This window comes from Duganella sp. Root1480D1, from assembly GCF_001427305.1.
Classification (GTDB): Bacteria; Pseudomonadota; Gammaproteobacteria; order Burkholderiales; family Burkholderiaceae_D; genus Rugamonas.
This window is the reverse complement of the sequence record NZ_LMFZ01000012.1, coordinates 1-12,904: the sequence shown is the minus strand read 5'-3', so window position 1 is coordinate 12,904 and position 12,904 is coordinate 1. Positions and strand designations below refer to the sequence as shown.

Annotated in this window: 15 protein-coding genes; 8 read left to right on the top strand and 7 right to left on the bottom strand. The window is 59.3% G+C overall.

Annotated elements, in window-relative coordinates:
- The first annotated feature begins 31 nt into the window (after positions 1-31).
- From ASD58_RS12520 to ASD58_RS12505, 4 genes are all read left to right on the top strand, one after another.
- The gene (locus tag ASD58_RS12520) at positions 32-232 is read left to right on the top strand and encodes a YjfB family protein (protein WP_057261505.1); all 201 of its coding nucleotides are present in this window, start codon (positions 32-34) and stop codon (positions 230-232) included.
- 210 nt (positions 233-442) lie between these two features.
- Positions 443-1,216 (top strand): alpha/beta fold hydrolase, encoded by a 774-nt coding sequence (locus ASD58_RS12515; protein WP_057261504.1) that lies wholly within the window; start codon positions 443-445, stop codon positions 1,214-1,216.
- A gap of 76 nt (positions 1,217-1,292) precedes the next feature.
- Entirely contained in the window at positions 1,293-1,556 is a 264-nt protein-coding gene (locus ASD58_RS12510; protein ID WP_057261503.1) for a DUF2282 domain-containing protein, read from the top strand.
- Between the two features lie 3 nt (positions 1,557-1,559).
- Complete coding sequence (locus tag ASD58_RS12505) at positions 1,560-3,170, top strand: DUF692 family multinuclear iron-containing protein (RefSeq protein WP_057261502.1); 1,611 nt, start codon at positions 1,560-1,562, stop codon at positions 3,168-3,170.
- On the opposite strand, the gene ASD58_RS12500 is transcribed toward ASD58_RS12505, so the two are convergent.
- From ASD58_RS12500 to fumC, 3 genes are read right to left on the bottom strand one after another with little or no spacing between them, the layout of a single operon-like run.
- Entirely contained in the window at positions 3,150-3,437 is a 288-nt protein-coding gene (locus tag ASD58_RS12500; protein WP_057261501.1) for a DUF883 family protein, read from the bottom strand. The two genes, ASD58_RS12505 and ASD58_RS12500, sit on opposite strands and share 21 nt — an antisense overlap.
- A gap of 25 nt (positions 3,438-3,462) precedes the next feature.
- Positions 3,463-3,693: an RNA-binding S4 domain-containing protein gene (locus ASD58_RS12495; protein WP_055936947.1), complete on the bottom strand. Its 231-nt coding sequence runs from the start codon at positions 3,691-3,693 to the stop codon at positions 3,463-3,465.
- Between the two features lie 53 nt (positions 3,694-3,746).
- A complete protein-coding gene (gene fumC / locus ASD58_RS12490; protein WP_057261500.1) occupies positions 3,747-5,144 on the bottom strand; it encodes a class II fumarate hydratase in 1,398 nt (465 codons plus the stop codon).
- Positions 5,145-5,311: 167 nt separating this feature from the next.
- Between fumC and ASD58_RS12485 the strand changes: the two genes are divergently transcribed.
- The gene (locus ASD58_RS12485) at positions 5,312-6,493 is read left to right on the top strand and encodes a FimV family protein (protein ID WP_057261499.1); all 1,182 of its coding nucleotides are present in this window, start codon (positions 5,312-5,314) and stop codon (positions 6,491-6,493) included.
- A gap of 344 nt (positions 6,494-6,837) precedes the next feature.
- Here the strand turns inward: ASD58_RS12485 and ASD58_RS12480 are convergent, their stop codons facing one another.
- Both ASD58_RS12480 and ASD58_RS12475 read right to left on the bottom strand, forming a co-directional pair.
- Positions 6,838-7,104: a flagellar protein FliT gene (locus ASD58_RS12480; RefSeq protein ID WP_057261498.1), complete on the bottom strand. Its 267-nt coding sequence runs from the start codon at positions 7,102-7,104 to the stop codon at positions 6,838-6,840.
- Between the two features lie 162 nt (positions 7,105-7,266).
- Complete coding sequence (locus ASD58_RS12475) at positions 7,267-8,082, bottom strand: HDOD domain-containing protein (RefSeq protein ID WP_057261497.1); 816 nt, start codon at positions 8,080-8,082, stop codon at positions 7,267-7,269.
- 233 nt (positions 8,083-8,315) lie between these two features.
- Between ASD58_RS12475 and ASD58_RS12470 the strand changes: the two genes are divergently transcribed.
- From ASD58_RS12470 to ASD58_RS12460, 3 genes are all read left to right on the top strand, one after another.
- Positions 8,316-10,367: a M13 family metallopeptidase gene (locus ASD58_RS12470; RefSeq protein WP_057261496.1), complete on the top strand. Its 2,052-nt coding sequence runs from the start codon at positions 8,316-8,318 to the stop codon at positions 10,365-10,367.
- A 9-nt stretch (positions 10,368-10,376) separates the two neighbouring features.
- Complete coding sequence (locus ASD58_RS12465; RefSeq protein ID WP_057261495.1) at positions 10,377-10,991, top strand: bifunctional 2-polyprenyl-6-hydroxyphenol methylase/3-demethylubiquinol 3-O-methyltransferase UbiG; 615 nt, start codon at positions 10,377-10,379, stop codon at positions 10,989-10,991.
- An 80-nt stretch (positions 10,992-11,071) separates the two neighbouring features.
- Complete coding sequence (locus tag ASD58_RS12460; RefSeq protein WP_057261494.1) at positions 11,072-11,278, top strand: CsbD family protein; 207 nt, start codon at positions 11,072-11,074, stop codon at positions 11,276-11,278.
- Positions 11,279-11,829: 551 nt separating this feature from the next.
- On the opposite strand, the gene ASD58_RS31195 is transcribed toward ASD58_RS12460, so the two are convergent.
- Positions 11,830-12,360, bottom strand: a complete 531-nt coding sequence (locus tag ASD58_RS31195; protein ID WP_156401260.1) for a hypothetical protein — start codon at positions 12,358-12,360, stop codon at positions 11,830-11,832.
- A 30-nt stretch (positions 12,361-12,390) separates the two neighbouring features.
- On the bottom strand, positions 12,391-12,904 hold a 514-nt coding region (locus ASD58_RS31635), incomplete at its 5' end, for a hypothetical protein (protein ID WP_162253013.1).

Sequence of the window (12,904 nt, the reverse complement as noted above, 5' to 3'; positions counted from 1 at the left end):
ATCAAGTTAGATACGCGTGGGAGGATCAAAAATGGATGCAGTGAGCATTGCAAAACTGGCAACGACAATGGCCGATACGAGCAATCGTACCGAGATTGGTTACGCCGTCCTGAAAAAAGCACAAGACGTGCAAGCCTCCAGCGCCCAGGCACTGATTGAAGCGATCCCGCCAGCGCCAGCCGCCGCCAACCTGCCATCCCACCTCGGCCAGAACATCAACACCACCGCCTGACACCGCGCTGTCCAGGCATTTCGAAGTCAGGAGATAACCGCCGCACCGGGCAACGGTGCTGGCGGTTTTTTCTTGGGCGTTGTTATTTCGCAAGTGGTGGAAATTTGCGACTCTCTTTCTGCGTTAATTCCTTAGAATCTAGGTGCGAAACTTGATGTGAGGTCCGGCGGAGGGCCCTGTTCAATTCGAAGACCTGTAAAAGGACTGGCTATGGCTACCATCGTTCTGGTGCACGGAATTCTTGGTGTTGGTGCTGAACTATTCCCTGACTTGCCGTGGCCAGTTAAACCTGCCATCGACTATTTCAATGGGGTGGCCGCCCACCTGAGAAAAGCCGGACATACAGTTGAGGCGCCAACGATTCCGCCGCTTCAATCCATTGAAGATCGTGGCGAGAAGTTGGCGCAGTATTTGAGCACTCTGCCCCAGGACCGGATCGATATCATCGCCCATAGCATGGGTGGTCTGGACGCGCGCTACGTCCTGCATAACTACCCGAAGATCGCCGCGCGTGTTAAATCGCTCACTACAATCGGAACGCCGCACCATGGTTCCGCAGTTGCGGATATCGTTCATTCGGCTACTCGCAACTTCGATGACCTGTTGCCGCCAGTTCTTCTCAAACAATTCGGTGCAATAGCAGACCTGACAACCGCAAAAGCGCAAGCATTCAATGCGAAAACGCCTGACGTCAAAGGTGTGCATTACATGAATATCGCAGGCGTCGCTCCAGCGAATTCCCAACTGATCCTATTGAAACTTGCCTCCCGAATAGGCGGGCTGCGTGGTGCAAACGATGGCGTTGTCCTCAGTTCATCCGCCCAATTCCAAGAGCATACCTATTTGGGTGAATGGCCAGTCGATCATTTTGGCGAAATTGGCTGGGCCAAATGGCGTCCTGGCTTTGGCATACAAGCGAGCGATTTTTATCCCGATAATCACCTCCAACGTTACGACGAGCTACTTGCAAAAATTCCTGCATAGCTGGAGGCTGGCGGGAACTATCAGGCAATTTTTATGGTCTAATCGCAGACCTGCAAATCGACTGAGGAGACCCCGCATGAAAAACCGTCAAGCCCTGATCGCCGCCGCGCTGGCAACCGTCTACGCCACCGCCAGCACCGTTGCTGCCGCCGCCCAGGACAAGCCAGCGGAACAAGAAAAGTGCTACGGCATTGCCAAGGCTGGCCAGAACGACTGCGCCACCGGCACGCACGGCTGCTCCAGCCAGGCCAAGACCGACAATATGGCGGGCGAGTGGAAATTCGTCGCCAAAGGCACTTGCGAGAAAGCCGGCGGCAAGACCTCCGCGCCAGCCAAATAATCGATGGCGTCACACACCGCGGCTCGAGGAGCCGGCGTTGGATTGCGGGCACCACATTACCGCCAATTCCTCGAACAGCGGCCGCGCGCCGCCTGGCTCGAAGTCCACACTGAAAATTACCTCGACCAGGCCGGCGGCGATTTTTACGTATTGCAGGAACTGAGGCGCGACTATGCAATCAGCCTGCACGGCGTAGGCCTTGGCCTCGGCTCTGCGCGAGGCTTCAGCACCGGCCACCTCGAACGCGTCGCCAGCCTCGCACAACGCATCCAGCCCGCGCTCGTCTCCGAGCACCTGTGCTGGGGCGCAGTCTTCGACCGCCACCTGAACGACCTGCTGCCGCTGGCGCTGAATCACGCCGCGCTTGACTTGCTGGAAGAGCGGGTAGGGCGCATGCAGGACACGCTTGGCCGCACCATCCTGCTCGAAAACGTCTCCAGCTTCGTGCGCTTTGCCGACGACGCAATGAGTGAAGCCGAATTCCTGGCCGTCCTCGCGCGCCGTACCGGCTGCGGTCTGCTGCTGGACGTGAATAACCTGTATGTCAATCAATGCAACCACGAAGAAGACGCGATGGCAGCGCTGGCAGCAATCGTCCGCGGCACAGTCGGTGAAATCCACCTCGCCGGGCACCTCGTCACTCCCGATGGCGTGGTTGACCACCACGGTGCAGTAGTCGCCGATCCTGTCTGGCGCCTGTACGAGGCGGCGTTAGCCCGGTTCGGCGCCGTCCCCACGCTGATCGAATGGGACACCGACATCCCTGCGCTGGAAGTGCTGCTTGGCGAAGCCGACAAAGCTGCCGCCATCGCCACCCGGTTCCCGCCTGCCTGCAGCCACTCCGGCGCCCCGGCTCTTGCGCGACATTCCGAGCGAGGCAGCGACGACGCTTTAGCCGAGCAGCAGCAGGCATTTTCGGATGCCTTGTTCGCGCCAGGCGCCGAAAAAGGCCTCCAGCTCAGGCACGCTGAGCGTTTCGGCCGATACCGCGGCAACCTTACGTCGACCTGGAGCAAGGCCTTGGCTGCCGCCTATCCAGTCATAGCACAACTGGTCGGCGAAGAATTCTTCACTGGCCTGGCCCGCGAATACGGCTGCGCCCATCCATCGGACAGCGGGGACCTGAACCGCTTCGGCGCCCAGTTCGAATCCTTCCTGCGCGGTTTCGAGCACGTAAGAGATTTGCCCTACCTGCCCGACATGGCCCGCCTGGAATGGCAACTGCACCGCATCCACTATGCGCGGCACGAGCTGGCGCTGCACACCAGCGACATCAATCCGCAAACAGTGGAGGAACAAAGTTTCACCTGGCAGCCAAGCGCCCAGCTATTCGAATCGGAGTGGGCCATCGTGCCTCTCTGGCTGGCCCACCAGGGCAAGGAATTCCCGCAAAAGATGGATGCGCCAAGCCGCGCGCTGCTCAGCCGCCCGGAATGGACAGCCCAGGTCACGCCGTTGCACGCACCGGAATATGCTGCGCTACAGGCACTCAAGGAAGGGAAAACATTCGGCGACGCGCTGGACGCCGCCTTTGCGCTGGATAAAAATTTCAACGTCGCCGCCAGCCTCCAGCAATGGCTGCAACAGCAAATCCTAGTTAAACGCCCGCATTAGCTTATCCTCGCCGGACAAGTCCAGGTGCAGCAAATTCGCGCGATGGGTGGCTTCGATCATGCGCAAGAGTTGCGCATCCTCGCACCGTTCCAGCTCCTCGTTCGCTGCCAATAGGGCCTGCGCAAGCTTGGCGCGTGCCGATTGATACAGCACGCTGGTGTAATGATCGGTGTTCTTGAGCAGCTCCTCGGCGTTCTCGATGACCTGCCGCAGGTCACCGATCAGTTGTTCCTGGGACTGCGCTTGCTTCTCGTAGGGACCATCCATGGAGCTAACCCTCCGCGCGGATCAATCAGGCCGCACTGCCCTCGGCATGAACCTCGATCTGCACGTCGCCCAGGCGAACCTTCTGGCCCGCCCGGATCTTCGCCGTCTTGCGCAACTCCTGTTTGCCGTCGACCTTGACATCGCCGCTCGCTACGATCTGCTTGCCGGCACCGCCGCTGTCGCACAGGCCAACCACCTTCAGGAGCTGGTTCAGCTCGATGTACTCGCCTGTCAATTCGAAATCTACTTTCTGCATTTTAATCCTCTTTCTGTTGGGTTGGCGCGGGGGTGTTGTATTCCCACCAGGCATTAACCCTTGCCGCCGGGCTTGGTCATCTCCAGCGGAACAATCCACTCATTGAACTGGCTTTCGTTCACAAAACCAAGGGCTAAGGCCGCCTCTTTCAAGGTGCTGCCCTCATGCTGGGCCTTCTTCGCAATTTGCGCGGCGCGATCATAACCGATATGGGGAGCCAGCGCGGTCACCAGCATCAGCGAGCGCTCCATCAGCTCTTCGATACGGTCCAGGTTGGGCTCGATGCCATGGGCGCAATGTTCGTCGAAGCTGCGCATGCCGTCGGCCAGCAGGCGGGCACTTTGCAGGAAGTTGTGGGCGATCAGCGGCTTGAAGACGTTCAGCTCGAAATTGCCCGACGAGGCGCCAACGGTGATTGCGACGTCGTTGCCGAATACCTGGCAGCACAGCATGGTCAGCGCTTCGCTCTGGGTCGGATTGACCTTGCCAGGCATGATCGAGCTGCCCGGCTCATTCTCGGGAATGCTGATCTCGCCCAGGCCGGAGCGCGGGCCGGACGCCATCCAGCGCACATCGTTGGCCAGCTTCATCAGTGCGGTGGCCAGCGTCTTCAGTGCGCCGTGCGCGGCTACCAGGGCATCGTGCCCGGCCAGCGCCGCGAATTTGTTGTCGGCAGTGCGGAAGGGGAGCTTCAATCGCTTCGCCAATTCAGCGGCGATGCGCGTCGCATACTCGGGATGAGAGTTCAGGCCGGTGCCGACCGCGGTGCCGCCGGCAGCCAGTTCCAGTACGGCGGGCAGGGTGGCTTCGATTGCTTTTTCAGCGTAGTCCAACTGGGCAACGTAGCCCGAAAACTCCTGGCCCAGGGTCAGCGGCGTGGCGTCCTGCAGGTGCGTGCGGCCGATCTTCACGATGCCCTCGAACGCGTGCGCCTTCGCCTGCAGTGTCGCGCGCAGTTGGCGCAGGGCCGGCAGGACGTTGGTTGCCACGGCCTGCGCGGCCGCCACATGCATGGCGGTCGGGAAGATGTCGTTCGACGACTGGCCCTTGTTGACGTCATCGTTCGGGTGCAGCTTGCGGCCCTCGCCGCGCTCGCCGCCCAGCAGTTCGGAACCGCGATTGGCCAGCACCTCGTTCATATTCATATTGGACTGGGTGCCCGAGCCGGTCTGCCACACGGCCAGTGGGAATTCGCCCGCATGTTTGCCATCCAGGACTTCATCGGCCGCCTGCATGATGGCATTGGCGTTGGCGCTATCGAGCACGCCGAGATCCACGTTGACCTTGGCGGCGGCGCGCTTCACGCTAGCGAGCGCGGCGATCAGTTCGGCCGGCATGCGTTCGCTGGAGATGCGGAAGTGCTCGAGCGAGCGCTGGGTCTGGGCGCCCCACAACTGGCTGGCTGGAACTTCAATCGGGCCGAAGCTGTCGCGCTCGGTTCTGCTGTTCATGTAAGGCTCCCGGGTTGGAAAGTGATGTCTGGATTCTAACGCCAATGCCGCTCACTCTGCCGAGGCCTACAAAATCCGGATATTCTGCCGTTAATGAATACATTGAAGAAATAGGCCTGTCCTCCATGCTAAGCAAACGATTGACCATTCGCGCCCTTGCATTGCCGATGCTCGTCATCGCTCTGTGCGGTTCGTTGCGGGCGGCCGAACTGGGCGAGATCAAGGTCAATTCCCACATTGGGCAGCAACTTTCGGCGGATATTGAACTGGTCGACTTGACGGCAGCCGACCTGGCCGACATCCAGGCCAGGCTTGCCAATCCCGATGTCTTCAAGGGGGCCAACGTGGCTATGCCGCCTGCACTGAGCGGTCTGTACATCGCTATTGCCCGGCGCGACAACAAACGCTTCCTGCACCTGACCACGCTTCAGCCTGTGAACGCGGAGGCTTTGCACCTGTTCATCGAGTTGAATAGTGGAGGGCGGCAGATCATCCGTGCTGCTTCGCTCTGGATGACGCCCGAGCCTCCAGGCCAGCGGGCGGCGAATACGGTAATCATGCCAGCGGCGGAGCCCTTGCCCCTGGCTGCCCCGGCCACGAAGCCCAGTGCAGCCATTCCAGTCGCTGCGAGCCCGGCAGCACAGGATAACGGCGAGGCTGGCCTCAACGAGGCTGCCCAGCGTGCCTTTGCGCACCGCCAGCAAGTCGCCTTGGCAAAAGCCCAGGAGCAGAGCGCACATCCTGTTCCGCCACCAGCGCCAGCTCCCGCGCCGAAGGTCGAGCCTGCCCGGGAACCTGCAGTGATTCCTCCGCCGCGCAAGTCGACGGCAAAGCCTGTCGTTGCCGCGGCTGCGGCTGCTTCAGTGCCCGCCCGGTCATGCGCCCCTGAGAAGGAGGTGGAAGCCCAAATCCGGCAGTGCGAAGCCTTGACAAGCAAGCTGACCGATATCGAAGGAAAGATGCAACGCCTTCAGACTGCGATCGTTGCGCCCGCGGCAGCGTCTGGGGCCGCATCCACGCCATCGAGCGCAGCAAAACCAGAAGCGGTCTCGGCCTCAGCCAAGCCGGTTGCTGCCGCGGCCAAGGCGGGCACAGCGCCAGCAAAACCCGGCGCCACCCCGGTCAAGCCCGGCGTAGCGGCGGACCTGGCGGCCAATCCGCGCAGCAGGCTGATGATGATTGTCGGTGGAGTGCTGGCCGGTTTGGCAGCGCTTGGCGGCCTGATCTACTTCCTGCGCAGGCGCCAGGCGAAAGGCCCGCTGAAGATCTGGCAGTCCTTCCGGAAAAAGGGCAATGCCGAAGACGACGTACCGACACTGGAAGACGCTGTGGAGGTTGCTGCACAGTAGTAACTAGCATTGCATTTCACCTCTGGACAGGAATTTTTTACCTGCGTTATACTGGGTTCACACGGACCGGGTTCTGCCGCAGTCACCACCGATAGTGTGACGCGAACCGCAGAGCGACGTTGATGAAACGACCCCGTCTGGAAGCAGTTCATAGCCGACTGAGGCGATATGAACGCCGGGTGCAACCGGCGCTGAGGCGACACCAGGAGATACCTGGTGCTCGCCCCTCCGAATTCCAAGGCGCCCCAAGCGGGCGCCTTTTTGTTTCCTGAAAAATGGGGACGTACCCCATTTTTCAGGAAATAAAAAAGCGCCCGGAGGCGCTTTCTTTGAGTTCGCTGTAATCAGCCGTTCAGGCGATTCTGCCAGGGATCGGTCACGTCGCGGATGGCGCGGTCGTTGGCCATGATCTGCTTCAGCAGTTCGATCTTGCGCTTGCGGGCTTCGCCCTGCAGGGGAGCCGCGCCGCCCATCAGTGCTACCGAAGCGGCAGCACACTGGTTTTCCATGCTGTCGAGCGAATTCCAGTCGCCGGCTTGCGCGGCACCCACCATCTGGCTGGTCAAACCGGCAATTTTTTCGTAGGTAGCGAGGACTTGGGTCGAGGACATTTTGAGCCTTGAATTCTGTGCGCGGAGTACCGCATGTCAGGATTAACGTCAGGCTCGGAAGGAACTTTAGGGTCTTTTTGAAAAATATTTGAGAAATTTCCAAAAAAATTGCCGTTGCGCCCCCATCCCAAGGGTCACAACGGCAAATCTCAAGCGAAGCGGTCAGGAAATCAGTTCGTCCAGGCCCGCGCTCAGCTCATCAAGCGATGGCATCTGGTCGATCAGTGCGTTTTCTTCCAGTCCCAGGTTTTCCGCTACGGCGGTCGGGTAGCAGGCAGCGATTTCGTCCGGGGACAGCTTGTTCTCGTCGATGCGGGCGCGCCAGGCAGCCAGGTGGATCACCGCAGCCAGGTCATTTTCGCCCGGGTGGGGGATGGCGGCAATGGTTTCGGCAAAGGTTGGCGGGAATTTCCAGCGGCTGGCCAGTTCGGCGCCGACGTCGGCATAGGTATAACCCAATGCCGTCGTTTCGGCTTCCAGGCGGCGCTCATCCAGCGGACCGGCCACCTTGTCCAGCGCCAGCGCCTGCTCGGGCATGCCGGCATGGATCACGAGTTGGCCGATCGCATGCATCATGCCGATGGTAAAGGCGAGGTCGGTGTTTTGCTTGCAAGCCTTGGCGATGAATTTGGCGCCCACCGCAGTGCGCAGGCTGTAGCGCCAGAACTGGCGCAGGTCCATGCCCGGCACGGTCTTGAAGCCGCTCACCAGGCCGGAGCTGATCACCAGCGTGCGCACGGTGACGAAGCCCAGCATCAGGATGGCATCTTCCACGGTACCGATCGAGCGCGACACATGGTAATAGGCGGAATTGGCCAGGCGCAGCAATTTGGCGCTCAGCACCGGGTCGGCCGACAGTTTCTTGGCAATTTCCTCGGTGGAGACGCTGGCCTTGTCGAAGCTGCTGATCAATTCGTCAACAACCTTCGGGGCGGTCGGCAACGCAGTTGGATTCTGGAACAGTGCTTCGAGCTTCATGAAAAATCTCCTCTAAATTCGGCGTTGCTGTGGGTGAAACTATATAGCGATTCCCGAGGGGAGTGCAGCAAGTTTTTTAACATTCGTTGACGGCTCCGCACAGCATTCCCAGCTTTCTGCATTTGATCCCCGAAATTTGCAGTCTGTCGCAATTGAGCAAGGTCACGACTGCGTTGCAGTTAGAGTGCAGCCTGGCTCATTCCGCCACTTATAACTAGATAGGGATACAAAAAATGCAAGCATCCACCCGCGTCACGCCGCTCAAGCTGGCCCTTACCCTGGCCTTCTGTGGAGCCACTTTTGGATTGGTCCCGGCGATTGCCCAACAGGCAGCCCCGGCCCCAGCCGCGCAAACGCAAGACGCCGTCCCGCAGCCGGGCGACGATTTCTTCGGCCATGTGAACGCCGAATGGCTGGCCAAGACGCAGATCCCGGCCGACAAAGGCAGCTGGGGTGCCGGCTCAGCCCTGGGCGACGCGACCAATGAGCGCATCGTCAAGCTGATCGACGAAACCGCCGCCAAGTCGCCAACCGGCGACACCCGCCGCGTGACGGACTTCTACCGCAGCTTCATGGACGAAGCGGCAATCGAAGCGCATGGCCTGAAGTCGCTCAAGCCCGAACTGGAAAAGATCGACGCCATCAAGGACAAGGCCGCGCTGGTACACGCCCTGGCCGCCTCCATCCGTGCCGACGTGGACCCGCTGAACTCCACTAATTTCTATACCGAGAACCTGTTCGGGATCTGGATCGCGCAAGGCCTGACTGACCCGAATCACTACACCCCATACATCCTGCAGGGCGGCCTGGGCCTGCCGGACCGCGCCTACTACCTGGACGACAACCAGCGCATGCACCAGCTGCGCACCGCCTACCAGGCCCACATTGCCGCCATGCTGAAGCTGGCCGGCTACAGCGAGCCGGAAACCCGTGCCGCCCGCGTCTATGAACTGGAGCGCAAACTGGCGCAGGCCCACGGCAGCCGCGAAGACTCCGCCGACATCCAGAAAGCAAACAACACCTGGACCATGCGCGACTTCGCCGCCAAGGCGCCGGGCATGGACTGGCGCGCCTTCTTCCGCGCTGCAGGCCTGGGCAAGCAGAACAAGTTCATCGTCTACCACCCGAGCGCCATCACCGGCAGCGCCGCATTGGTGAACGAGATGCCGCTGCAAGCCTGGAAAGACTTCCTGGCCTTCCACACCGTGAACCACTTCGGCGGCTTCCTGCCGAAGGCCTTCGTCGACCAGCGCTTTGAATTCTATGGCCGCACCATGAACGGCACGCCGCAACTGTCGCCACGCTGGAAGCGCGGCCTGAGCGCGGTGAACAACGCAGTACCGGATGCCGCCGGCAAGATGTACGTCGAGCGCTACTTCCCGGCTGAAGCCAAAGCGCGCCTGCAAACCATGGTCTCCAATATCGTCGACTCCTTCCGCAAGCGCGTCGATGCGTTGGACTGGATGGCGCCAGCCACCAAGAAGGAAGCACAGGAAAAACTGCGCACCCTGTACGTGGGCGTGGGCTACCCGGACAAATGGACTACCTACGATGGCCTGGAAATCAAGCCTGACGATGCGATGGGCAACGCCCTGCGCGCCGAGCAATTCCACTACAAGCAGCAACTGGCGAAACTGGGCAAGAAGGTCGACCCGACCGAATGGTGCATGCCGCCGCACGTGGTGAACGCGGTGAACATGCCGATGCAGAATGCGCTGAACTTCCCGGCCGCGATCCTGCAGCCGCCATTCTTCGACATGAAGGCAAGCGATGCGCTGAACTACGGCGCGATCGGCGCGGTGATCGGCCACGAGATCAGCCACAGCTTCGACGACCAGGGCGCGCAGTTCGATTCCAAGGGCCGCCTGCGCGACTGGTGGACCAAGGAAGACGGCGAGCACTTCAAGCAAGCTGCAGCCAAACTGGTGGCGCAGTATGATTCCTATGAAGCCTTCCCTGACCTGAAGTTGAACGGCACCCTGACCCTGAGCGAAAACCTGGCTGACCTGGCCGGCCTGGCTGCAGCGCTGGATGCGTATCACGTTTCGCTGGGCGGCAAAGCCACTCCTGTGCAAGACCGCGATTTCTTCAACGGCTATGCCGCAAGCTGGGCCAACAAAGCCCGTGACGCTTCGCTGCGCAACCAGGTCATGACCGACGGCCACTCGCCGGCCAAGTGGCGTACTTACACCGTGCGCAACCTTGACGCCTGGTACCAGGCCTACGACGTAAAGCCGGGCCAGAAGCTGTACCTGGCGCCGGAACAGCGCGTGCGCGTCTGGTAAAGTAGGGGAATGGACGACATCGAGCAGATCACCCGCCGGACGCTGGAACATTACGAACGCAACGCGCAAGCCTTCCTGGAAGGCACGCGCGACCACGACGTAAGCCAGAACATCGCGGCGCTGCTCGATGCGATCGAAGTAGCGCCACCGTTCCGCATTCTCGATCTGGGTTGCGGCCCTGGCCGCGACCTGCGCACCTTCAAGTCGCTTGGGCATGAGCCGGTCGGCCTCGACGGCTCGGCCCACTTCGTCGAGATGGCCCAAAACTGGAGTGGCTGCACCGTCCTGCACCAGGACTTTGTCGCGCTGGACCTGCCGGCAGGCTCGTTCGACGGCATCTTCGCCAACGCCTCCCTGTTCCACGTCCCCAGCGCCGTGCTGCCCGATGTTTTATCGCGCTTGCATGCAGCGTTGAAACCTCGCGGTGTGCTGTTCAGTTCCAATCCTCGTGGCCATAACGAAGAGGGCTGGAACGGCCCACGCTACGGTTGTTACTACGATTTCGAAACATGGTCGACGGTGGTAACCGCAGCTGGCTTCGAGCCTATCACGCACTATTACCGCCCGGCAGGATTACCGCGCGAACAGCAGCCATGGCTGGCTTCAGTCTGGCGTAAAGGTTAGTTCTGTTAGCTTGCGTACAGTAGGTGTCGATGCCTGTTCGTATGATTTGCTCGTCGCACTTTTTTTAAGAGGAGCGGATCATGAACAAGGACCAAGTGAAGGGCAAGGCCAAGGAAATCGGCGGCAAGATCCAGGAAGAAACCGGGGAACTGGTCGGCAGCTCGAAGCAGCAGGTGAAGGGCGTTGCCAAACAGGTTGAAGGCAAGCTGCAGAAACAGCGTGGCGACCTGCGTGAAGCCATCGACGATGCCACGGACGAACTGATCGACCGCGGCAATCGCCAGTAAGGTCGTCCTCAAGAGCCGGCATGCCGGCTCTTTCCTAATCTAGACAGTATCTGACATCGCCTGCCAGTTGGGAGGCAGCTACCGCCCTCAAGCCGTCTTTCGGCAGCCGAGTACGGACGTGATGTCTCGCCACCGGATAGTCTGAGGAAGCTCGTGTCCTTGCAAGAATGCGGTAAACGCTTCAATGACGAGCGGAGCAGATATCCACTCGTCGGCTCGGAGCTTTACCTCGCCACCGCTGAAGGCGAGGACGGTACCATCTGGATGAATGGTGCTTGGCTTTTCTAGATATGCCCGGAAATGCTGTGGACCTGCCACAGCTCGCCTCTCTGGCAGACAGGTTATCCCTCCACCGGCCACCTGTATGTAATTCCCCTGCTCGTCGGTGAGTGACGCAAAAGATGACGGGCCATATGAGCGCAACTTCGCGATCGCAGCACCTACCTGAGCCGTAGTGGGTCTTGCTTGGGGCCTTTTTTTTCAACTTCAAGTAACACGATACTCCAGTTCAAAATGTTCAATGCCAGCGTCCGCTCCTGGCCGACCACAGCCTAACGCGCTCGCAATTTTTCCAGAATCTTTAAGTCGTAATCCGCTTCTGCAGCGGGCCTACTAAGCGGCGAAACTGTTATCTCAAATGATGGCGGTTGCATGGGAGAATCTGTAATTTCACCATGTGAAGTATAGTAAATTATCCATTGCTTCGGAAAGTCACTTCGATCGCTAGGGTTCTTCCTTTGTGGAACCCAATTTTGATCTTGCACACCATGTCCGCACGTGGTTCTGCCGGTATCGATCTCAAAAGTATCGCCAGGTCGAAGCTTTCCTTTGAATGCCCGATCTACACGAAACTTAGCGCGTTCTAGATTCATCTTGAAGGCTGGATCAAGCTGAGAGGATTCTTCTACCTCTCGAACACTTACAACAGTAGCTATAACAACAAACTGAGCATTGTCAAAGTTGCTCTTCACACGATTAGGCGAATTTCTCCAATATTGTTCAGGTAAAGGCTGGCAAGCGTCTGCAACGGAGTTTAATACACCAAAAGCTGCAAAGAAAAATATTATTGAACGCATAAACATTGGAGTTTAAAGTGGTCCGCTTCTGGCCGGCTACCGCTCCACATTGCGCGATCGCCAATCTTGAATCCCTGTTTGCACTTCAGAGGCTTCACGGAGCGTTGATTCAAGCTCACCTTCGGCGATCGAGCCACAGTTCTTCAAAATACAAGCCAGATTCGCGGCTCGTGCGGCAAGCTCTGGCGGGACATTTACATCTGACGCAAAAACATTCAACTCATCAACAGATCCAGAAACTCGATGAAATGAATATATGAAACGACCGATTCGCTCATAGTCCATCCTGTCGTTAGCCGCAGATTGTTCGAACATAACGAATAAGGTTAGATCGTGCGAAGCCACGATCTGAACCGTTTGTTGGACAAGCCCGGGCCTGCACCCCAGGCGCATAGAAAATATGTCTTGGGATGTTGTCCCGGAATAGGGACTGTGGCGCCAAAATGCGAACAGCATGATGGTTTCGGATGCAGGAGCGAAGACCGGATCAGTGTGGCTAGGGATTTCGACAGTTTCGATGAAAACGAGAGTCCAGCGGTAGCGCGCAAGC